This is a genomic window from Microvirga sp. GN3, assembly GCF_055792825.1.
The window spans coordinates 23,865-45,169 of sequence record NZ_JBVVAK010000054.1 but is presented as its reverse complement, the minus strand read 5'-3'; the positions used below and the strand labels follow the sequence as shown (position 1 = coordinate 45,169).

The 21,305-nt window shown below is 58.4% G+C and carries 12 protein-coding genes and 7 pseudogenes; 4 read left to right on the top strand and 15 right to left on the bottom strand.

What is annotated here, in order from left to right; genetic code table 11:
• Positions 1 to 798 (top strand): glycosyltransferase family 2 protein (locus tag ACS5Q1_RS23815; protein WP_473100490.1); only part of this gene is annotated, 798 nt, incomplete at its 5' end.
• A 122-nt stretch (positions 799 to 920) separates the two neighbouring features.
• Here ACS5Q1_RS23815 and ACS5Q1_RS23810 read toward each other — a convergent pair.
• Positions 921 to 1,682 carry a polysaccharide deacetylase family protein gene (locus ACS5Q1_RS23810; protein WP_473100489.1) on the bottom strand — a complete coding sequence of 254 codons (762 nt, stop codon included), beginning with the start codon at positions 1,680 to 1,682 and terminating at the stop codon, positions 921 to 923.
• Between the two features lie 433 nt (positions 1,683 to 2,115).
• On the opposite strand from ACS5Q1_RS23810, the gene ACS5Q1_RS23805 reads away from it, so the two are divergent.
• Complete coding sequence (locus tag ACS5Q1_RS23805; RefSeq protein ID WP_473100488.1) at positions 2,116 to 3,732, top strand: GMC oxidoreductase; 1,617 nt, start codon at positions 2,116 to 2,118, stop codon at positions 3,730 to 3,732.
• A gap of 9 nt (positions 3,733 to 3,741) precedes the next feature.
• On the opposite strand, the pseudogene ACS5Q1_RS23800 reads toward ACS5Q1_RS23805, so the two are convergent.
• The 3 pseudogenes from ACS5Q1_RS23800 to ACS5Q1_RS23790 form a co-directional block, all read right to left on the bottom strand.
• Positions 3,742 to 3,864: pseudogene (locus ACS5Q1_RS23800) on the bottom strand (IS5/IS1182 family transposase); the annotation flags it as partial.
• A gap of 493 nt (positions 3,865 to 4,357) precedes the next feature.
• Positions 4,358 to 5,410, bottom strand: a pseudogene (locus ACS5Q1_RS23795) (recombinase family protein); the annotation flags it as partial.
• Between the two features lie 298 nt (positions 5,411 to 5,708).
• Positions 5,709 to 5,930: pseudogene (locus ACS5Q1_RS23790) on the bottom strand (transposase); the annotation flags it as partial.
• Between the two features lie 213 nt (positions 5,931 to 6,143).
• Between ACS5Q1_RS23790 and ACS5Q1_RS23785 the strand changes: the two are divergent.
• Positions 6,144 to 7,069: pseudogene (locus ACS5Q1_RS23785) on the top strand (transposase).
• Positions 7,070 to 7,098: 29 nt separating this feature from the next.
• Here the strand turns inward: ACS5Q1_RS23785 and ACS5Q1_RS23780 are convergent.
• The 4 genes and pseudogenes from ACS5Q1_RS23780 to ACS5Q1_RS23765 all read right to left on the bottom strand — a co-directional run.
• Positions 7,099 to 7,340 (bottom strand): annotated as a pseudogene (locus ACS5Q1_RS23780) (transposase); the annotation flags it as partial.
• 129 nt (positions 7,341 to 7,469) lie between these two features.
• Entirely contained in the window at positions 7,470 to 8,813 is a 1,344-nt protein-coding gene (locus ACS5Q1_RS23775; RefSeq protein WP_473100487.1) for a hypothetical protein, read from the bottom strand.
• A 640-nt stretch (positions 8,814 to 9,453) separates the two neighbouring features.
• On the bottom strand, positions 9,454 to 10,401 hold the full coding sequence (locus ACS5Q1_RS23770) for a glycosyltransferase (RefSeq protein WP_473100486.1): 948 nt from the start codon (positions 10,399 to 10,401) through the stop codon (positions 9,454 to 9,456).
• A 644-nt stretch (positions 10,402 to 11,045) separates the two neighbouring features.
• The gene (locus ACS5Q1_RS23765) at positions 11,046 to 12,620 is read right to left on the bottom strand and encodes an O-antigen ligase family protein (protein ID WP_473100485.1); all 1,575 of its coding nucleotides are present in this window, start codon (positions 12,618 to 12,620) and stop codon (positions 11,046 to 11,048) included.
• Positions 12,621 to 13,211: 591 nt separating this feature from the next.
• Here ACS5Q1_RS23765 and epsE point away from each other — a divergent pair.
• Positions 13,212 to 14,465: an exopolysaccharide biosynthesis GT4 family glycosyltransferase EpsE gene (gene epsE / locus ACS5Q1_RS23760; protein ID WP_473100484.1), complete on the top strand. Its 1,254-nt coding sequence runs from the start codon at positions 13,212 to 13,214 to the stop codon at positions 14,463 to 14,465.
• 156 nt (positions 14,466 to 14,621) lie between these two features.
• Here the strand turns inward: epsE and ACS5Q1_RS23755 are convergent.
• The 7 genes and pseudogenes from ACS5Q1_RS23755 to ACS5Q1_RS23725 form a co-directional block, all read right to left on the bottom strand.
• Positions 14,622 to 14,711: pseudogene (locus ACS5Q1_RS23755) on the bottom strand (IS5/IS1182 family transposase); the annotation flags it as partial.
• Positions 14,712 to 14,737: 26 nt separating this feature from the next.
• Positions 14,738 to 14,860: pseudogene (locus ACS5Q1_RS23750) on the bottom strand (transposase); the annotation flags it as partial.
• 37 nt (positions 14,861 to 14,897) lie between these two features.
• The gene (locus tag ACS5Q1_RS23745) at positions 14,898 to 15,710 is read right to left on the bottom strand and encodes an IS5 family transposase (protein ID WP_473100483.1); all 813 of its coding nucleotides are present in this window, start codon (positions 15,708 to 15,710) and stop codon (positions 14,898 to 14,900) included.
• 355 nt (positions 15,711 to 16,065) lie between these two features.
• Positions 16,066 to 17,016 carry a DUF6492 family protein gene (locus tag ACS5Q1_RS23740; RefSeq protein ID WP_473100482.1) on the bottom strand — a complete coding sequence of 317 codons (951 nt, stop codon included), beginning with the start codon at positions 17,014 to 17,016 and terminating at the stop codon, positions 16,066 to 16,068.
• 168 nt (positions 17,017 to 17,184) lie between these two features.
• The gene (locus ACS5Q1_RS23735; protein ID WP_473100481.1) at positions 17,185 to 18,552 is read right to left on the bottom strand and encodes an oligosaccharide flippase family protein; all 1,368 of its coding nucleotides are present in this window, start codon (positions 18,550 to 18,552) and stop codon (positions 17,185 to 17,187) included.
• 79 nt (positions 18,553 to 18,631) lie between these two features.
• On the bottom strand, positions 18,632 to 19,456 hold the full coding sequence (locus tag ACS5Q1_RS23730; protein ID WP_473100480.1) for a CpsD/CapB family tyrosine-protein kinase: 825 nt from the start codon (positions 19,454 to 19,456) through the stop codon (positions 18,632 to 18,634).
• A gap of 43 nt (positions 19,457 to 19,499) precedes the next feature.
• A complete protein-coding gene (locus tag ACS5Q1_RS23725) occupies positions 19,500 to 21,083 on the bottom strand; it encodes a GumC family protein (RefSeq protein ID WP_473100478.1) in 1,584 nt (527 codons plus the stop codon).
• Positions 21,084 to 21,305: the final 222 nt, after the last annotated feature.

The window sequence follows — 21,305 nt, the reverse complement described above, 5'->3', positions numbered from 1 at the left end:
GAGGCCGTGGTCATCATCGATGCCGATTGCCGCGTGGCGCCAGGCTCCATCCTCACCCTGGCCGAGGCCGCCCTTGCAGCCGGCCGGCCAACCCAGGCATTCTATGCCATGAAGGCGCCGCCACTAAGCCCGCGGCGGCGTGTCCAGGAGTTCGCCTGGGTTCTCAAGAACCATGTGCGCCCGCTTGGCTTGGCCAGGCTCGGGCTGCCGTGCCAGCTCATGGGCACCGGCATGGCCTTTCCCTGGCAGGCGCTCACAGCGGTGGATCTGGCCAGCGGCCATCTGGTGGAGGACGTCAAGCTTGGGCTCGATCTCGCCGCGCGCGGCTGGCCTCCCCTGTTCTGCCCCTCCGCTTATATCGAGAGCACCTTCCCGACCTCGGAGGCCGGCATCATCACCCAGCGGCAGCGCTGGGAGATCGGCTCGACCCGCACCCTCGTGCAGGAGGGGCCGCAGGCGCTCTGGCGCGGGCTCCGCACCGGCAACCGGGATCTCGCGGCGCTGGCATTCGACATTCTGGTGCCCCCATTGAGTGTGCTGGGCGGCGCGATCGGGCTGGTCTGGCTGGCCTGTGCGGCTGCGGCCCTGGCCGGGCAGAGCAGCTTGCCTCTGGCGCTGGCAACCGCGGCAGGGCTTCTCACCACTATGGGCATCGCGCTCGCCTGGGCGCGGTTCGGGCGCCAGATCATCGCCGCGCGGGACAGCCGGGAGCTGGCGGGGTATCTGATCCAAAAGGTGCAGATCTACCTGCGACGTCCACGCCATCCCTCACATTGGATCCGTACCGATAGATCGTAATCCAGTCTGTTGATACATTCCTACGCCATTGTTGACGTCAGCTCGCCCAACTTGAAGACTGTCCGAGGATTTCCGAAGAGGCGAGCGTCGGGGCTTCACCGGATCAGGGCGTAGCGTATTCCTTAGGAAACCTTCAACGCAAGACGAAGTCCGTCAGACATAGTGGGGAACAGAAACCCATAGGATCTTGCCAATTCCATCAGGCGATAAAGCTCCTCCTGTGTGCACCCGTAATCGGTCGGATCCGGGCTGATGTCATGGGTGAAGACGACGAGCCAACCCTTGCGAGCAGCGACCTGCTCGACAACCAAGGGCCAATCAAAGCGCCCTCTTCGATGTCGCTCCAGCCCCAGTGCTGGAACGAGGGACCGATCTGAAACCGAAGCGCACCATTGATGGTTTATCCCACGGCAAGTCTCATATCGGCGCATGAGCATCCGGCGCGATGAGAGCGACGCGTGTCCATACGGATAGGCAAATGTCTTTGGCTCGTATTCCTTGAGGATCTTCCGAAGTGCAGCGGTGTTCTTCTCGACGGAGTCCTGCACTCTGGCTACGTCGTGAATAATGCAACTCTCATGATAGTAGGTATGGCAGCCGATCTCATGCTGGTGTTCTGCAACTTCGACCAAGTCATCTCCGGTGAAGAATGCCACATTACCGTCCCTTTGGCATCGGAACGATTCGCTGGCATAGAACGTGGCTCGCGCATTGTAGTCCTGGAGGAGCGCTTTGCTCTCAAGCCACGCACTTCTTGGAAAATCATCGAAGGTGAGGCTGAGCAGCGGCCGATCAGGCGCCACTCGAAACGGTGCGAGATTGAGGAACTCGGCCCCCTTCTTGAGGAGTCTTTGGCTGAGGCTTAGTTCCACTCTTCTATCCATCCGAGAGCCCTATTCCTGCTTGGGGACAAGCACCGGCTGAGTCGGGCAGGATGCGACGGGCATCACTCAGGATTACCTGTTCAAGAATTAACTTCAATAAGCTGAAAATAGGAAAGCGTGCCCGATTCTTGATAGGTAACGAGACTCTGAAGTAGTACCGCCAAGACCGAACGACATCGTACTAAGATTTCCGAGGCCCCAGCCTCGCTGTGTCAGAGGCGCGGGTAGGAATTGGGGTTCCTGCCACAGGCGCTACGCAATCAGTGGCAGAATGCGAGGAACCTCTTATCAGTGAACGGGTGGCGCGGACCAAATCAGACTGTTGGCTTGGAAGAGATTATGGAGATTCTCGCCAGTTTGGCGTTGTAACTCGCCTGTCCGCTTGTAACATGTAGGCGTTACTTGCCACCCGTGCGCCAGAGGAAGGAGCTGCATGGCCAATGCATCGGAGATAGTAACTGACCCCAGATCCGTCATCGACGAGGTTTGGGATGTCATCGTCGTCGGCACGGGCATGGGTGGCGCAACGATAGGCTATAGGCTGGCGAAGAGCGGACACCGTGTTCTCTTCATCGAGAAAGGCAAAGCAAACTTCACCGGGCCAGAGTCGATGGACGCCGATGTTGAGGATACTGAACAGCGACTTGCCTCCGCCTATTGGCCCAAGCGCATTACTACGGAGATCGATGGCAGAAAAAGTCATATCTTCGCCCCGCTCGGATGTGGAGCAGGCGGATCCTCTATCCTTTATGCTGCCACTCTCGAACGGTTTGAACGAAGTGATATCGAGAGCACCGAGGAATTGCCTCACCCAACTGGAGGCTGGCCGACCTCATGGAGGGAGATAGTCAGATACTATGAGGAGGCTGAGCGCCTTTATCGCGTTGTGGGAACATCCGACCCATTGTCGTCTCAGCCATGGGCAAACCTTCCTCCCCCGCCTCACGCCAGTGCAGTCGACAATCATTTTATGCAGGCTTTTACGGAGGCGGGGCTCCACCCTTACCGACTTCACGTCGGCTTTGGCTACAAGCCCGGCTGCACTGAATGCGGCGGTAAGCGCTGCGAACGCGACTGCAGGAGCGATGCACGCTCAGCGTGCCTAATGCCTGCCCTGCGGACGGGCCGTACCGTGTTGCTGGCTGAATGCGAAGTGACACGCTTAGAAGCCGGGCCTCGGCAGATTGAGGCAGCGGTCTGCGAGTACAGGGGCAATGTTTACCGACTGCGAGGGCGCATATTTGTCCTGGCTGCGGGCGCCTATCACAGTCCGGCGATACTCCTCCGGTCAAGAAGCTATACCTGGCCAGAGGGAGTTGCCAACGGATCAGGATTGGTTGGCGTCAACCTGATGTTGCATGCAAACGAGTGGTTTGCCATCTGGCCAGGGCGGAAGATATCGACCACGGGCCCCCGTAGAACAATTGGTCTGCGCGACTTCTATGTTTGGAATAGTACGCGGCTCGGTATGCTCCAGTCGACAGGATTGTCGGCTGGGTTTAGTGAAGTATATAGCTACCTAATCAGCTGGTTTGATCGAAGCCGCATCCGGCGTCTGGCCCCACTGCGCCAGTTCCTCCGCATTCCGGCGAAGATCGGCGCATTCCTGTTCGGGCGAGCGACAGTCTTCACAATGATCGTCGAGGATCTACCTCGTGCCGAGAACCGGGTCATTCTGGACCCTACAGATCCAGGAGGCATTCGCGTCATCTACAATATTCCTGATGAACTGCTGAAGCGGACACGGTGCGCCCGGTCTCTCCTTAAGGCGGCGCTTGGGCGCCTCCGCGTCTTGTCCCTTCAGTTTGACGTGCAGCTCAACTACGGCCATCCCTGTGGCACCTGCCGCTTCGGCCACGATCCTGCCACGAGTGTGCTTGACCGCAACTGCAAGGCCCATGAACTGGATAATCTCTACGTTGTCGATGCGTCATTCATGCCCACCAGCGGTGGTGCCAATCCTAGTCTCACGATCGCCGCCAATGCACTGCGGGTTGGCTCTATACTCAGCGAGCGCCTGAAAGAAGCTGCCCTGTCAGTTCCGATCTAGGTAGGGGACTCATCCAAGCCATTGAGTAATCGTCGCGACGAGTGCGATCGCGGCGAGATAGTTGATGGCCAGCCGGTCGTATCGGGTTGCGATGCGCTTCCAGTTCTTGAGCCGTCCGAACATCCGCTCGATAGTCTGAACGCAAATGACAAAACCGAGTGGCTTCACCGGCAGGGCTGGTCGGAATGGCATAGCGGATCTCGACCTGCCCGTCAGTGACGATGACCCGCACCACCAGCCACTCGATCAATTGCCGCTTCTGCTCCCAAGTCGCCTGCTCAAGCCCGGCCCGCACCCGGCGGCAGAACTCGTCGATGCTCAGGCTCAAGCGTGCAATCTCGGTCTGGCGATCCACCTGGGTCTCCAGTTGCCGCATCTGGGTTTCGAGGGCCTCTTTGGCCTGATCCAAATCACGCCTGCGCCGCCGGAACTCCTCAAGTCCAAGCACGCCGGCCAGATAGGCCTCCGTGAGCCGCTCGATCTGCTGCTGAAGATGGGTCTGGCCGCGCCAGAGCACCTCCCGGCGCGCCTGCAGTTCCTGGGGCAGCCAATGTCCCCCATGCGCCCGCTCCAGGGCAAACCGGATCGACTCCGGATGGGTGAGCACCTGACATAAGTCGCTCCAGACGAGGTCATCAACTTGCTCGGCCGGGATGAAGCGGGAGGGGCATCGGGTCTCCCGATAGGACTGCCGCGCCGACTGCTTGCCGCGGCAGCAATAGTAACCGTAGCCGGATGGCAAGCTGCGGCCCAAACACGACAAACCACATATCCCACAGCTGACAAGGGCGCGCAGCAGATAGCGATGGGCCGTGTTGTTGCGGCGGGCAAATTGTCGGTTCTGGGCGATCTTGGTCTGCACGCGATCAAATTGCTCCTGTGTGACGATCGCCGGAACTTGCGCCACGGCGATCCACTCCTCCGGCGGGCGCACGCGGTAGGGGGCAGCCTGAATGCGACCAGCATACACCTGTCCGGCGTAGACGGGGTTGGTCAAAATGGCCCGTAGGGTCGTCACGTTCCAGCGCCCCTGCACCCGCGGCGGCGGCACGGCATCCTGCTGCAGCTTCTTGGCAAGCCCGAAGAGACTGTGGGCCTCGTCCGCGTACCAGCCATACATCTCGGCCACCGCGGCAGCTTCAGCCCGATCGAGCCGGACTCCGGCCGGATCCCGCGGTCGCTCGGGACCCACCCGATAGCCGTAGGGTGGGCGCGTCCACGGCAGCAGGATTCCGGCCTGCAGCTTGCGCAAGCGACTCCGGCGCATCCGTTCGGCAATCAAGCTGCGCTCGTACTCGGCCACGGCTCCACGAATCTGCAGCAGGAGTTGATCGTGCGGATCCTGGCTCATCGGCCGGTCGAGGAACTCGACCTCACAGCCTGTGGCGGTGATCTCCTCGAGCAGGAGGACTTGATGCACATAATTGCGCGCGAGCCGGTCTGGCGCCGTGATCAGAACCCGATCGAGTTCGCGCAGAGCCGCACGGTCTCGCAGCCGCTCCAGACCGGGCCGGGTGAGCTTGGCGCCGCTATAGCCATCATCGCGGAAGATGTGCTCCGGGGCGACGCTCCACCCCTGTTGAAGGGCGTGAGCCTGCAGGCGATCAATTTGTTGAGCCAGGCCGTCGGCCTGCGCCTGGCGCTGGGTGGAGACCCGCGCATAGATCCCAGTCCTCATGGTTCACCTCCCGTGCGGAAGGCTCGGGGCCGGCCGGGACCGCGGCGTCTTGGGACACCTGCGTCCATGCCATCAATTGCTGATAGGTCCGGTCCCACCGGCGCTGCCCGTCCGGATGAGGCTGGCATGTCCGGTGCATCCGCCACTCCCTCATCGTTGCCTCCTGTCGCAGACAAGTTCGGCAACGAAGGGCAACCCGACGAACAGGCCCGGCGCAAGTGCAACGGCATCCGCCACCAACTCAACCTGAGCTGTCCGAAGCGACTTAGGCAGAATTTGTCATTTGTGATCAGACCATCTCGATCAGGTTGCGCCGGCGATAGGCTGTGCGATCAAGCGGATACGGCACGGTGCGGCTGGCCGAGGAGGGAATGACCGCCTTGATATGGCGCTCCTTGAGCCAGCCACGCAGGCTGTCTACGTCGTAAGCTTTGTCGCCGATCAGGCGCTTGGGCTGGGTGACCGCGCTGAGCAGCGGCAGAGCCATGCTGATGTCGGCGACATTGCCGGGCGTCAGCGCGCGCGATGGGACTATCAGGAATTTCGTATGGGGCCCTTACGATGATCTGGGAGGAGACATCGGATGGCACGCCGCAAGGAACCCCGGATTCCCGACCACCTGCTCGATCTGCGTATTCCAGGGATGGTGATCGGCGGTTCCAGATGATCATGATCACTCGTTCTGGTGATCGTGATCACCGTCAGCGTTGACCTGGTGGTCCGCTGAGCGGGAATGAAGCGGTCAGTACTGCTGGCTGGCGCTGACTCCCAATCGGCCTTTGCCAAGGATGGATTGCTCGATGAGTTGAAGACGGCGCTCGCCGAAAGCGCCTCGAATGCCGAGATGGACCAACATCTCGAGCAGGAGAATGAGGTCAGCAACACCCGCAACGGCTATGGCCGCAAGAGCGTGCTCACCGACACCGGCAGAATCGACCTGGAGATCCCGCGCGATCGCCTGGCGACCTTCGATCCGCAGCTGATTGCCAAGTACCAGCGGCGCTTCCCCGGTTTCGATGAGAAGATCGTGTCGATGTACGCCCGTGGCATGAGCGTGCGCGAGATCCAGGGCTACCTGCGCGATCTCTATGGCATCGAGGTCTCGCCGGATCTGGTCAGTGCGGTCACCGATGTGGTGCTGGAAGAGATCTCGGAGTGGCAGAACCGCCCCTTGGAGGTCCTCTATGCCCTGGTCTTCTTCGACGTCCTCCGGATCAAGGATCCGCTCGTCGCTGGCTTTCGTGGCCTACAAGGACCGCAGAGCCGTCGCGGGAGCCTTGAAGGAGATCTATCGGGCCAAGGATGCCGAGGCCGGCCAAGCGGCCCTGGATGAGTTTGCGACATCACTCTGGGGCCGCAAGTACGAGGCCATCGCGGCCGCCTGGCGGCGCAACTGGGCGGCGGTGATCCCGTTCTTTGCCTTCCCCGACGAGGTGCGCCGGATCATCTACACCACCAACGCCATTGAGGCGCTCAATGCCAAACTGCGCCGGGCGGTGCGGGCCCGCGGCCACTTTCCCACCGACGAGAGTGCGATCAAGCTGTTGTTCCTGGTCTTGAGGCAGACGCTTAAATGAGTGGAAGATGCCGCCCCGCGAATGGGGCATGGCGAAAGCCCAGTTCGCCATTCTCTTCGATGGCCGCTTCAGGCTGGGATGATGAAGCCGGCCCTTACACGGAAATTCCAGCAGTCCCAACGCGATCGTTCGGCCGCAATCATCGGCCAGGCAATGGATCTTCGAGGCGCGCCCGCCACTGAGCGATGTGCCTTCACGTGCGAGGTGTCGATCAGCAACTTCTGCGGCACGCGGTCGGAGGCGGCCACCCGCTCAAACAGACGCTGCTACAATCCTCGTTGCGACCACCTGTTGTAGCGGTTGTAGACTGTGGTGGCGGGACCATGCTCGGGCGGCACGTCCCGCCAGCGGCAGGTGTAGTTCTAACGCATGCCAAGCTTTGTCAGATAACTAAAACAGGCACGCCATAGCACTCCTCCTGATCAGCCAAACTCACTCAGGAGGATAAAACCTAAATTGCGCCAAGAGTTTGCATGAGTTCCCTACCTAGTCAGGTTAGCGACCGGATCATGCATATACTGCCTTAGTGCCTCCCATTTCGGGGCGGTGGTAGGGTTTTGCCCCTCCGTCTCGAACAATCCCCAGCTCCCCCACTTGCTGTATTTTCCCATGGAACTGAAGACGACGTAGAGGTCCCCGCCGGCATTGCTCCAGGCCTTCAGGTGGGTCAGGTAAAGGTCTTTCATGCGCGGATCACGGTTCGCTGCATGGAAAAGCCCTTCGAGCTTCGAGTTGTTCTCGGCGCCACCATACCCAACCAGATGCTGCCCTCCCTCGTACGCGACCAGCCGAAGATTCATTGCCCGTGCGACCGCAGCTTGGGCTTTGATCATCTCCTTGTTTTCATTCGCGACCTCCCGGCCAAGGGCTTGGATGATCTTATCAATCGACCATCCAGAGACATCTTCCTGTCGCGCTGGATCTCCAAGTGAATTTCCAAAGTACGGAGCGACGGCGAGAACATCTGCGTAACGCCGTGCCTCTTTCCAACTGAGCACGGTTTCGCTGGTCCATGGATTCGGAGCCTGAGCCGCATACACGCCCAGGATCCGAGGCGACTGCTCACCGAACACGTCCTCCCATATCCTCACCACTTCCGTCGTCCTCTGGGAGTAGTAACGGAGCTGCGCCTCAAAGTCGTTTCCAGAGAGCTTGAGCTCCTTTCCCCGTTGAGCCGCATAGCGTGACTGCTCGAAGATGCTGTTCCAGACCTCGTTCGAGTACTCGACGTAGACAGGCAGCGTCGAGTCCAGCCCGTTCTTCACCTGCTCGGCAAAGCGACGGACGTAATCGTCATCGGCCAGATGAGGCATGTTGAACCAGGGAGCGGCTTTTAGGATGTTGGACAGTTCAATCATGTATTCAAGAGGCACGCCGCTCTCGACAGCATCGGTCGCAAGTGTGAACTGCCCCTTACGCGGCCTCTCCTCCCACCTGCTGACCTTTGAATTGTTGGTCTGCATCCAGTCCATGAACCGGAGCACGGACATGCCCGCCCAGCGGTCCAGAAAGGGCCTGCGAAAGGTACTGGGATTCGCCTCGGCCTCAGGCTCATACATACGGATGTTGCGTAGTGGATTCTGCGGATTCGTCGAGGTCAGGCGACCGACAATCGGACCATGTCCCGTATCCGTGATTACATCCCGACCCGGCGAACGCGTCTCCAGGCGCCCTCCTATGGCGTAGTTCAGGCTGCCCTCGCCATCGTAACGGACAACGAGCCTCTTGGAGAGGTGATTGCGATACGGAGTTTCTAGAAGGAAGCTTTCGAGGACCATACCGCTAGGGACAGCCATCGGATAATGGGTTTCGGTCAATGGAGGCAAGGGAGCGTTCCAAGTAAATGGCTGTCCGATCGGCTGGGCGCGCCATCGCGAAGCGCTCAACACCAGATTGGTGAAGGGTTGCTCCGTCGACCAATAGGATAATCCTGTGAGATTGATGCCGAGCGGAACCTTCCTGGACTGCGCATATGAGTCCGTTGTGAAGCAGGCAGCAACGACGGTGACCACCCTGATCCAAAGGCGCAACCGACTCGTGAGAAACTCCGAAAGAATGTCTCCGGAGCCTAGACGCTGGAACCTTGCCCGCAGGTGACCGGCCAAGCCACCGGGTAACCGTCGATTCCCGCACGTTCCTGTCCAAAGCCCCTGCCTCTCTTGAAGAGATCTACGTCGATGAAACATTCCTTGTTCTCCTGAGATGCTCTTTGGTCGTAGGGAGTCACGCCGTTGCCATGGAATCCCAAATTCTCTGGTCCGATGCCCATGCGGCAACTAGGTGCCAGTCGCAACCCGCGCCCATATCGCCACGTCTCGCTCAAGGCAGACCACCTCCGCATCAGCTGCCGAACCGGCAGCTTCACGAGCATGAGGAGATTGAAAGTACTTGCGCTGATCGCTTTGGTGCGGACCTGACTTCCTCACCCGGATTCGGATGGTTCCGTCATTGGCGCCATGTTCAGCTTCAGCGGCATGGCTCCAGCTCGGGTCCTACCGGCTCCCGGCTCAGGCCGTTCCGTGGCTCACCCAAGGCATAGTGCAACATCCACTCGACCCGCTTGTCGAGCCACGCCCGTTGTGTGTTCTTGCGTGCAAAATCGCCAGCTCTCATAGCCAGGTCAGCCAGTTTTTCGCGATTTTGACCGAGCTCCGCAATCCTCCTCGCCAGATCCGCAGGATTCGGCCATTGCGCCAGCACGACAGCGCCACTGTGCTTTGCAAGTGTCTGGAAGTAAGGCATATCGAACGCGACGATCGGGATTCCGCGGGCCATGGCATCGAAGGCTGCCCGGGGCGTATCCTCGATCAGGGGTGTCGCTATGGCGATATCGGCCTCACGCAGCTTCTCGAACAGCTCCGTTCCGTAGCTGACCTGCCGGCAGAAAGACACGTGATCTTCAAGTTGCGCCTCCGCCACCTGCTTCTGCAACTCCGACAGACAGGGACCGTCTCCGATTATGGAGAGTCGCACGTCCGCTGCTGCCAGGCGGGCCAAACGTACGGCTTCGATGGCACGATCAATCCCCTTAGTCGAGACCAGCCGCCCGAAGTATACTGCCTGAAGGGGTCGGTTCCGGTCACGAAGGTGCGCCAATCGCCTGGACAGATCTTCAGCCGAGAGGACATGTTCATCGGAGTGAGCGGTATCGAAGAAGTCCTTGACGTGAGGCTGCCCCCTACCGAAATCCTGCACCATCCGGCTGCTTTTAAGCATCACCAAAGAGCAGAAGCGTGGTGCGGACCAGACCTGCAGCCACTTCAGGGGCTCGTAAAACAGCCGATTGACCAGATAGGTTCTTAGATTCCAAGTGCCGAGACGATACATGTCTCTGGCGTGCTGCCGGAAGTCTATGTCGACCACGAAAATGATCGGAATGCGGGTCCGCAGTGCCGCCAGGTTGACCATCGCCATCAGTGGCCGCCAAATATCGCTCGACATTCCTGAATGAACGACGCTGGCTCCGGAAATCGCCAATTTGATCCTCCTCCACAAGGGGCCGGCATGGCTGAACCAGAAGGCTTTCGCCGATGCAGAAACTGGATAGGCGGGAATGAACAAAATCCCGTCGCCCTCCAGTGAGACCATTCCCAGGTGATGCTTCTGAGACGCGTAGTCCGCTCCGCTCAGGTGGGGAGCAATCAGCACCAACCGCCTGAACCGTTGCCCTATGGATCTCTTCAACTCCCGGAGATGCTCCGCAAAGGCACTTTCGATCGCGAAACTTGTCTCAGATATTGCATATGCAGGCGCCTGAACCGCCACGACATAATCTGCGTAATCGGCTGTCTCCGAGGGCGACATGCGCGGCTAACCTTTCACGTGTGACTAAGGAGCTGTATGATTACTCTGTACCTGCGAGCATCCATCCAATCAGAATTCATTCTTTCACGTCAAGAACTCCCACTTCGGTACCTCAATTTCCACCCGCGATTGAGAGATATCCTGTTAATCTAGGCGCAGGCGCTCGCAGAGTTCGAGCGGATCTCGGATCCAGAGGCCTACTTGCTGGATCATCCTCTGACGGCACAATGCCGGGCCGATGACCTTCGCGAAGTCTAAAGCCTGTACCGGGCGGGCTCCATGGTCGATGACAAAGTCGACACGGTAGAGCTCGCCTTTTCAGAGCAGTGCTGGGAAGTCGCTTCGCCTGCGCCGGCCGGCGTCGTTCTTCGTCCGGGGCTTCGCAGCAGGCCGATACTTAGCCCCGCGAATATCCAATAAATATAGGGGATGAACGAGATGCTGCTGACGGTCACAATCGTAAATAGGATGGCAATCAGGGTGGCAAACAATGCCGGGAGACTCAGTGCCGACGATGAGATGGCCTCGAGCGACAAGCCCAATCGAATGACCAACGTTGCGAAAAAGATGACGAACCCGCTAAGGCCCAACAGGCCAAATTTGAGGGCTATCTGGAGATAGGTATTCGTGACATCGATGATGCCCTGCCCTTGGAGCATCTCCTGCATCTCTGCCGTCTGGGTATAGTCCGGCACCCCAGTCAGAGGACTCCGCTGAATTACCGCCACAGCGTTGTCAATGAGCTTGTTTCGATACTCCACGCTGCCAGGTTCGACGGATCCAACAAACGGCAGCAGCCGCAAAATTCGGTCCCCACTTGGAGTAAGCAGAACAGGCAACATGCAGATGCCTACGCACAGGATCTTGCCGACATTCTTCAACCTGTGCGGACTCGTCATGACGAGGACGAGGACCATGATGACGGTTCCAAGCCACGGTCCCCGGGAAAGGCTGGACGCGAGCCCACCGATCAGGAGAAAGAGAGCCAACCACGCGCCACGCTTATCCGGCACCCGAATCCAGATGGCAAGCAGGCAGCCAAGAGCAACCATGAGGGTGTACCCGAGTGCTATGGGTTGAGCGGTGCTGGCGGTCGCGCGCAGCATACCGTCCCGTTCGACGTACGGAGTGAGCAGTTCGATACCCCAGCTCGTCGGAACAGAAGGGTAGAGCAGCCAACTCTTCGAAACCTCGAAAATACCAACCATGGCGAGGGGAAGGGCAGCAACGACGAACGCCGCCAAGACGATGCGCGCCTCCTCCGTACCTCGCACTGCGCGGCTGACGGCAAAATAGGGAATTCCTATCGTCAGCGTATAGACCACCGCTACACGAAGAACAGCGGTTACCGACGCGTCCCGGAAGGTCAGAACTGTTTGGACGAGAATAAAGGCGATGATGGCATAGTCGCAGATCTTGCCGACATTGGCCGTCTGGGAGATCGACCGCCGCGCTTTGGATGACGATGTGAGGATGGGGACGAGCAGAAGAACCGTCAGAACCTGAGCATGGTCGAGCGCGATGAGTTGGTTCACGATCCCGAAGCCGTCGATGTCGACCTGGACGATTGGAACCGCAGATAGCAGCACGATGAAAAGCCCGACCTTGTTGCCCCGCGAGCGGACATACAGACATATGACAATCAGAGCGGCGATGAATACGAAAAAGTTGCCTGAAAGAAAGGCGGCAGCCGTGCAACAGAGCCAGCTGTTACGCCAAAGCCTGAACTCCTTGTCGGAGATGAAAGGAACAGCGACCCTCCGAGCCATGTAGAAGGCTGGCAATGATAGAACAAGAACATAAAGCAGACTTTTGATATTCTCCGACATTCCGAAGTCCATTCCTCGTCAAGGGGACCGACCGCCTGCCACCCCGATCTCGGTCGGGAGCAGTGTCGACCGCAGACGAGTTCAGGAGACGATTGACCTCGGTCTATGACCTCTCCGTTCCAAGCCCGGGCTGTTCCTCGAAACGGATAAGCCGATTGATTGCAGAAAACCGATCTCAGAAACACAGCTACACGGGAGTAATCCGGATTTGTCAGCCGCTTGGGTGGAAGCTCGGCGCCTCCGCCAATATCCACCGATCTCGCTCAGCGCCTTGAAAGCTATTATTCAGAAGAGCGTTACGCCCGTTCTGGATCTCTGAACGCGGCCCGCACCGCCGCGTACAGATACTCCGACAGATCCGCACGCATCCGCGCTAACCCGGAAGATGCTTGGTTTGCCGCGCGGAGCTCTGGTTAACTTACAAGTCGTATCATGCGACTGGACGAAAGCCGACTCCACATGCTCGGTCTGACTGATAACAGCAGAGCTTAAGATATTCCCCCATGCAGCCTGCGCCGGCCACGCAATCTCGTCCTCAATCCAAGGACCCACATCGTGCTGCAGGCAACGTCTCAAGGATAGAGGGTAAAGATGGCTGAACGAGATCGTATTGGGCACCTGATTCCCGAGTTCCCGGGCCAGACCCATATCTTCTTCTGGCGAGAGATGAACGTCCTGCGCGAGCATGTCGACTTGGATCTCGTGTCAACCCGAAGGCCGCCCAGCGGTATTGTCTCACATTCATGGGCATCTGATGCCCAGAAGCGGACTGTCTACCTCGCCGACATGGGATGGGGGCTTGCAGGCGCAGTGTGGGAGATCCTCCGCTCTGGACCCGGCGGGTGGGCTCGGTGCTGGCGTTCCATCAATCGGGCCGGAGGATCTGCCAGGGAGCGATTTCGCCTCGTGACCCTCGCGTTCATCGGGGCAAGACTGGCGCATCTCGGACGTCAGCGAGGCTGGAAGCATTTGCATGTCCACTCCTGTGCCGACTCGGCCAACATCGCCCTGTTCGCATTCCTGCTGTCGGGGCTTCAATACAGCCTTACTCTTCATGGACCCTTAGGCGACTATGGTGGCAATCAAAAGGAGAAATGGCGGCACGCCAGATTCGCTATCGTCATCACCCATCACCTTTTGGAACAGGTGACGAAGACCCTAAAGGGATTCCTCCCGCCCCATGTCAAGATCGCGCCGATGGGTGTCGACCTTGAAACCTTCTCGAGATCAGAACCTTACCAGCCGTGGGACGGGCAAGGGCCTTGCTGCATTTTCAGCTGCGGCCGACTTCATCCAGGCAAAGGACATGCAAGCCTGATCGCGACTGTTGCGGCCTTGCGTTGCAAGGGATTGGACGTGAGGCTCGAGATTGCTGGCGAGGATGAGCAGGGTGGCGGAGGCTACAGGCGAGAGTTGGAGAAGCACATCGCCGGCCTCAAAATGGAAGAACACGTCAAGCTGCTTGGTGCGGTCCGGGAGGCGGAGGTTGTCGCTAGCCTCAAGGCTGCCCATGTCTTCGCCCTCGCCAGCCTGAATGAGCCGCTGGGCGTCGCCGTGATGGAAGCGATGGCCATGGAGGTCCCGGCCGTCGTGGTAGAGTCGGAAGGCGTCAAGGAACTCATAGAGCATGGGAAGAACGGCATCTTGGTGCCGCCGGATCAGCTTGCGGGAGCCATTTTGGGCCTTATGAACGATCGCTCACTGGCGTTTCGGCTGTCGTGTGCAGGACGGGAAACAATTTCCCAGAGCTTTCAAAGCCGGCGCAGCGCGGACCTTCAGCTTGAGCTCATTTTGAAGAATGTCGTGCGGGATGAGAATAGGCACTTCGTTCAAGGTTGTGCGTAGCAGCCTCGTCTGTCGTATCGCTTCTGCAGCAGAGGACAGCTACTGGAATCTTTCGCCGATCTAGAGAGTGTATGGAGATTTAAGTGGCTGCATGAGCTAATCTTTTGGTCATTAGGCGGTACATGGCAGGATAGATCCACGTCTCAGTGTGGCTGGCAGGCCCTCCCAATCCTTGGCTAGGCGGCGGTTGCGCATGAGCCACGCAAAGATGCGCTCGATAATCCAGCCCTGAGGCAAAACAGAAAATCTGGTTGGCATTCTCCGCCGCGCAGGATGTAGAGGACGGCATTCAGCACCCGCCTCAGATTGTGCTTGCGAGGGCGCCCGCAGCGGGTTGCGGGGGCAAGTAGCGGCGCAAAGATGGTCCACTCCGCATCACTCAGGTCCGGTGTCATAGCATGGAGCTGTAATGCCTCTTCAGATGGGTCCAACCTAAATTTCCAGACACTCTCTAACTGCATCCGGATCTGACTCAGGATAAGGACGGCGCGATAGGGCGAACTCTCCGCTAAGAGGCTGGTGAGCAATTATCTTTCCCCTTTTTGAGGTGAGGCGCCGGAGCAGGATGCGGCTCATCGCGAGATAGAGCCGCATCTCGCCAGTCTCGATCAGGCGTTCGTAGTTCTTGGCGAGCCGCCGGTTGGTGGTGAGCCAGCTGATCGTTCGTTCAACAACCCACCTTCGCGCGAGCACCTGAAAGTCACTCGGCCGCGCTGGCGGCTCCGCACCCACGCGCATCCAGACGCCGCCGCTCCACCAGTGTTGCGGAATGGACAGCTTCCATCCGAGTGCTCTGCGCAACCAGTCCTTCAGCCCACGATAAGCGGTGTCGGCCCACATCAGCTCGATGGCCGGAAAGAGATGCTGCAAACCCTCCAACAGGAGTTCGGCCCCTGCGCGATCATGGATGTCGGCGGGCTGCACCTTGTTCTTCAGCAGAGTGCCTTGCGTATCAACGAGAAGATGGCGCTTGCGACCCTTCACCTTCTTGGCGCCGTCATAGCCGCGCGGTCCGCCCATCTCAGAAGTCTTGACCGATTGGCTATCGATGATCGCCGCTGTCGGCTGCGGCGCCCGGCCGATCCGACTGCGATAGCTCTCACACAGGGCCTGGGTCACGTGCTCCCAGGTGCCATCCTCGCGCCACTGGGCATAGTGGTAGAAGACGGCACATCGCGGTGGATACTCGTGCGGCAGCATCCGCCATTGCGCCCCGGTGCGCAGCAAATAAAAGATCGCGTCCACGATGCAGCGTAGGGAATGAAACTGTTGCCGCCGGCCGGATGGCTACGGGGGATAAGGGGCGCGAGCAGCGCCTATTAGGCATCAGTGAGATCGCTGGCATAAGGGCAAGCATCCACAGCGCGACTCCTCAACCGCCAACCAGCCCGCATCCGCCTCACAATCCTCATGAAACCTATTCTGAACCAGACACCTGGGCCGAGCAATAAAATTGCTCACCAGCTTCTAATATCAGCTCTCCTTTCACTAGACACATTTCTATGGCACGCCGGATCCACTCCGCCGCAAGAAGCTCCAGATTCTCGTTATCAACGCGTTGCGCTCCCGCGAAACCAGACCCATTTTTGCGCACGATGCTTTAGGCATAGCGTACTGAGTGGCTCACATTCTCAAGAACACGCATTCTTTCTGGCAGATCGAGCCGAAGCGTGGACTGCAGGCCGACTGCGATCTGCTGAGGCAGAAGCAACTTGCTGATGTAGGAGGGGTCCTCATACTGGCTGTCAGTCCACACGGTTTCGCAGAAGCCAATGTTGTCACCGATATGTCCCGCCTGCTCCAGACCAATGACGTGCTCGCAGAACACCCCGTAAAGCATGTATTCGGCCAATGCGGTCGAACGCAATAGGGCCGAGGACCAGCGCTCGGACTGGGTTGTCTCGATATGATCAATGAGCCTCTCGACGCAACTCCTGTTCCAGGGAATGACGGAGCCAATATAGTTGGTGAAAGGCGCATCGGCTGGATTGACTGAAAGAGTTGCCGTTGCGGCCGTAAAGGCTTGGCCATGGAACGGCCAGGACGGGAGAAGGTCAGGCACGCGGAACAGCCGCGTCCGCCCATCCTTCACGAAATTCCCTGAGGTGAACGGCTTCACGAACGCTAGGTCGCTGTCGACGTGAACGATGACTTCATCGGATACCGCCGCCGCAAAGGCGATCTTCATGACTTGTTGAACAATCCAGCCGCCGACTATGGGCCGCACGAGGCTGGTATAGAAATTTCGATGCGGCAGTCCAAGACGCTTCCGGAACGATGCTGCCGGCAGCGGAATACGGTGGAGATTTGAGGGGAGCAATTCCTCCTGAGGGAGGATGATGCGTCGGTTAGACTGAAAGGGCTTGAATTTGCTGGTATCCTTCTTCGGAACGGCCACATAATGGGAAATCCCATCGCCGGCATACTTGTCAATCGTGCCGGCAAGAATCTGGAAGAGCTGCAGATCGCCCTCGTAAGATAATGTCACGAGGCTCACGGAGGTCGAGGAGGTATCTTTGGCACTTGCCTCACCGGAACGATATGGCGACACGTATGACCTCCCTCTACCCGCCGAGATCGCACTTGAACGGCCGACCGGCGAAAACTGCGTTCAATTTCATCGTAATCTTGGGGGAGGAGCATCATACGGCGTGCTATCAGATGCCGCCGTCCCGTTGCTCTCCTTGATCCGCCTTGAAGTCATGCCTAAACTGCTCAGTTAGAAGATCCTTAACGCATGGTGTCCGACCCATCCGAGTCCGGATCCGATCACTAGCGGCGGGAGACCCAGCAAGACCCTCCTCCATCCAAACAATCCGTTGCGTTTCTCGAAATGGATGGCTACCGGCCAGGCAGCAAACTGGGTGGCTACAATAGCAGCGAGAGCGCCGTTGAAGCCGAACGCATGGAACGCCAACGGTACGCCAAAGCAGAGGCATATGGCTCGCGAGGAACTCGCCACCACGTGGTAATGTGCCTGCTCCAAGGCCAGATAGCCCTGTTCGGCCACGATGTAGCGCCCGCCAATGATTCCTAAGGCTAGTATCGACAGCATGAACCCAGCCTCGTCGTACCGGCTGTCATAGAGGATATGCACAATGTCAGACCCAACCATGTACAGAAATCCCGCTAGGCCGAACAGGGCGATGTCCGCATGGAACTGAAACCGCGTGTAAGCTTGCCGGGTGTCGAGCGGCCGGGACCGGGCGACTTCGCTCAGCGCAGGGAAAATAACGGACCCGACCACCGCGTTGAACATCATCTGAGCCATCGTGAGCAACGTCGCGGCGATCGAGTACACTCCCAAAACGGTAGTGTCCACCATCGTTCCTAGGATCATGCGATCACCGCTTGTGACCATGAAGCCAATGGCAGAGCTCAGGAATATCCACTTGCCGAACTTGACGATATCGAGCCACGCACCGTGCTCCCAGGCAATCCTGTTCCTCTGCCCGGGAAGCATCCAGTGACTGACGACCACTCGCATGACGGAGGGCAAGAGCCCGCCGGCCGCCAACGCCCATACGGAATGGAAGGTCACCGCCAAGGCAAGCGTGATGGCAAGGGCCATCACCTGGGTTGCTAGGTCGATCAGCACAATTGGCGTAACTTGCAAGCTGCGGCGCGCCTGCTGGATCTTCGTCGATTCGAAGCCTCCGATTGCGACTGAAAGCATGAACACGATGACGATGAAGGGCATCTGGGGATCTGCATAGGCAGTGCCGGCCTTGAACCAACCCGCCGTTGCGAAGAGCCATATGGCCAACGCGCAAGCAGCCGACACGGCCCAGATGATGAAGCCGCGAATGATCTGCACTGTCCATGCTGTATTTAGAAACTTTTCCTCATTGCCGCGTTCATGCACGATGATGCTTTGCGAGAGGCCGAGATCCGAGATCAACCAAAGACCTGTCATAAGCGCATGGACAACTGCCATCATCCCGAATGCCTCGGGAGCCAGAAGGCGGGTCATCAGCAAAGTACTGACTAGACGGAGTAATAGGGAGGCGCCGTTCTGGATAACTATCCAGCCACTGGCACGCAGCACCCGTGCTTGTAGCGGTAGAGCGGCCGTTCCACTGCTCATCCCCTGCGTCCTCCGGGCTGTTCTGAGCAAGCTGACTGACAGGTGAGTTCATGGACCGGTTTCTGCGGAAACGAACGGATCAACGTGCATTCTCCGCTGCTCCAGGATCCATGTTGAGCACGATTGCAGCCACATTCGTGGCCCCGAGCCTGGATCGGCAGGCCTCCAGATCAGTACTGCTCGATTGACCGGCAGCCAGAACTAGAAGTAGGCAGTCGGCAAAAGGCATCATCGCAATGGCATCTGCGCTAGTGAGGATTGGAGGCATATCAAGTATGACAATCGTTTCTCTGCGGTAGTGCCTGAGTTTCTCCATCAGCAATCGAAGGCGGCTTGATGTCACAAGATCGATCGAGTTGCGGGCTGCCGTCATGCTGGGAATAACCCATAAATCTCGCCCCGAGTATTGCGCATTGACGAGAACGTCACTGAGATCTGCTTGCCCCATCAGATGATCCGACAGCCCGCACGGCCGGCTCAATCCAAGACATCCGGCAACATCTGGCTTGCCCAGGTGCATATCAACAAGTAGCACATCCTTATCGGGCTGCCGTGCGATGCTTGCAGCCAAATTCACCGCAGTAAATGTACTCCCGCAGCTCGAAGTGGGAGAAGCTACGGCGAGAACCTGCCATCCCTCTTCCTCCATCGTGCGTAGTACCTGGACTCGCAGCATATCGATTGGGCGTGTACGTTCGTCTGCCCCATCGAATGACACGATCCGCCTCCGTTCAAGATGCTCGCGGCTCAGTTGAACGCTTTCAACAGAACCATGAAGTCCATCCAGGTAGTCGGTAGGATTTGGTGGTTCGGGAGACGAGATCTGCGTTGGCTTGCTGATCTCGCCAGCGCGTTTTACCTCGTTGAATTGAGCCCACTGGATAGCTTCTACACGTTGCGCCATAGGCCTACCTGTTGCTCGCACCTGCAAGTATAAATCTGGATTCTTATTTGAAGACACTGATGCTTCCGAGAGCCTGTCCAAGGGGTATGATATAGACATGAGTTGCGATTAGCCCAACCGCAACAAAGGCGTAAGCTGACATAACTCTGAATAGCCGGTTGAATCTATTCGAATGCTGCTCCGTACGTGACGGAATATAAGGAACACAAACGACTGGTACGCTTCGGACTATCATTCTGATATCGGAGGATCTCCGCACAGACCGGTCCAGAAAGTCTACGCCGAGAACGCTTACAACTCCAACAAAACCTGCAGCACCAAACACCAATACTAGCAGCTTCAAGCGATTCGGTTTGGCAGGCCATTCGGGAACAACCGGAGCTTCCGCGAGGCTCAGGCGTTGTGCCTGTTCGTCCTTCTCAACACGCTCCTTGAACTCGGCTGCTGACAACCGAACCGCGAGTTCCTCAAGGGTTCTCTGAATGGCCTCCCGCTGGCCTTGCAGCTTCCTCAAGGCTGCCTCTACCTCAGGGACCCGGATGACAACACGCTCAAGCTCGGAAATGCTGTTCATAATCTCGCTGCGGCGCTCTGCAAGAAAGCTTCTGCGTGCTTCGAGTGTCTTAACTCTTTCGGCAACGAGCCTCAGGCTCGGCGGCAGACGCGACGGATCAATCTGTCCTCCAGGGCTGATTTGGGATAACGCGGCTTGGATCTGGTCCTCCATCAAGGTAACTTGTTGCTTCAGGGACCGAACCTCCGGATGTGCATCGGCGTAGAGAGACGATTTCGCGGCAAGCTCTTCCTTCAATGTCTCGAGCCTTGCGCCCGCACTCTGGCTTTCACCCGCCGAGTTGCTGCCCACGGAGGCCTTGAGATGGAGATCAAGGTCTAGCAGTCGCTTCTCATCGTCGAGCGATCTGATTGCGGCATCGTTCGTGCTTAGCTCAGCCTTCTTGGTCTCCAGTTGAGTGACATAAAATTCGAGACGACCAGGGAGTATGCTGATGTTCTGTTGCGTGAAGTCCGCGATCTGGTCTTCAATCGAAGCAATCTGTGCCCTCAAGCTTTGTACCTCGCTCCGCAGAACTTGAACGCTGCTGGCCGCCCTGCCGACGCGAGACTGTACATCTCCGTCGAGGATCGTCGTGACGAATTCCCGCACGACGTCAGCGGCCTTTTGCGCATCCTGGTAGTCGAAGGTAATGGTGAAGTAGAAGGTAGGGCTACTCGGTGGGCGCGCCCCTGGTCCAACTTCGATACGCTGGATTTTGGTGCGCTCGCGCATCTGATCAGATAAGTCTGACGGAGACATGGGTGCGCGGGTTTCTGGGAAGAGATTTAGTTTCTCTGCAACCTTGTTGAGGTGCTCCCGCATCAGCACGCGCTGTTCTGCGAGCCGGAGCGGCTCGTCGGGGGGGGCGGAAGCCGACGCCTCGCCGACACCTGTCAACATCCTTTGGGGCTCCACGAGAAGGGTTGCCTCCGCGCGGTAGACCGGCTGCAGAGACAACACCACGGCAGTGCCTAGGCCAGCAACAAGCAGCATGGGTGCCAGCAGGAGCAGAATTCTTCTCTTCATCAAATCAAGGTAGTATCGCAGATCCTTTCCGTATTCCTGTTCCATTGCACGTCTCAGATTGGGTTGGGAGGGTTCATCCTCCTGGGTTCTGTTGCTATTGGAGTCCGGTACAAAGAGGACCCATGTCGAGCGTGGAAGATCCTATCGGTTTATGCTTATCGCTGCGGCATCATTCGAGGTAGATGGGAGTGGATAATCTGGGAGACTACCTCGTTGACAGCTGCACCAATTAGCCAAAAGCTCGTCCGCAGGGGCGATTGGCGCCAT

What these genes read in the sequence shown, in the direction of transcription:
- ACS5Q1_RS23810 (WP_473100489.1), bottom strand. Translation starts at nt 1,682, where the DNA reads ATGGATAGAAGAGTGGAACTAAGCCTCAGCCAAAGACTCCTCAAGAAG.
- ACS5Q1_RS23805 (WP_473100488.1), top strand. Translation starts at nt 2,116, where the DNA reads ATGGCCAATGCATCGGAGATAGTAACTGACCCCAGATCCGTCATCGAC.
- ACS5Q1_RS23770 (WP_473100486.1), bottom strand. Translation starts at nt 10,401, where the DNA reads ATGGCGATGGTCAACCTGGCGGCACTGCGGACCCGCATTCCGATCATT.
- ACS5Q1_RS23765 (WP_473100485.1), bottom strand. Translation starts at nt 12,620, where the DNA reads ATGTCGGAGAATATCAAAAGTCTGCTTTATGTTCTTGTTCTATCATTG.
- epsE (WP_473100484.1), top strand. Translation starts at nt 13,212, where the DNA reads ATGGCTGAACGAGATCGTATTGGGCACCTGATTCCCGAGTTCCCGGGC.
- ACS5Q1_RS23735 (WP_473100481.1), bottom strand. Translation starts at nt 18,552, where the DNA reads ATGAGCAGTGGAACGGCCGCTCTACCGCTACAAGCACGGGTGCTGCGT.
- ACS5Q1_RS23730 (WP_473100480.1), bottom strand. Translation starts at nt 19,456, where the DNA reads ATGGCGCAACGTGTAGAAGCTATCCAGTGGGCTCAATTCAACGAGGTA.
- ACS5Q1_RS23725 (WP_473100478.1), bottom strand. Translation starts at nt 21,083, where the DNA reads ATGGAACAGGAATACGGAAAGGATCTGCGATACTACCTTGATTTGATG.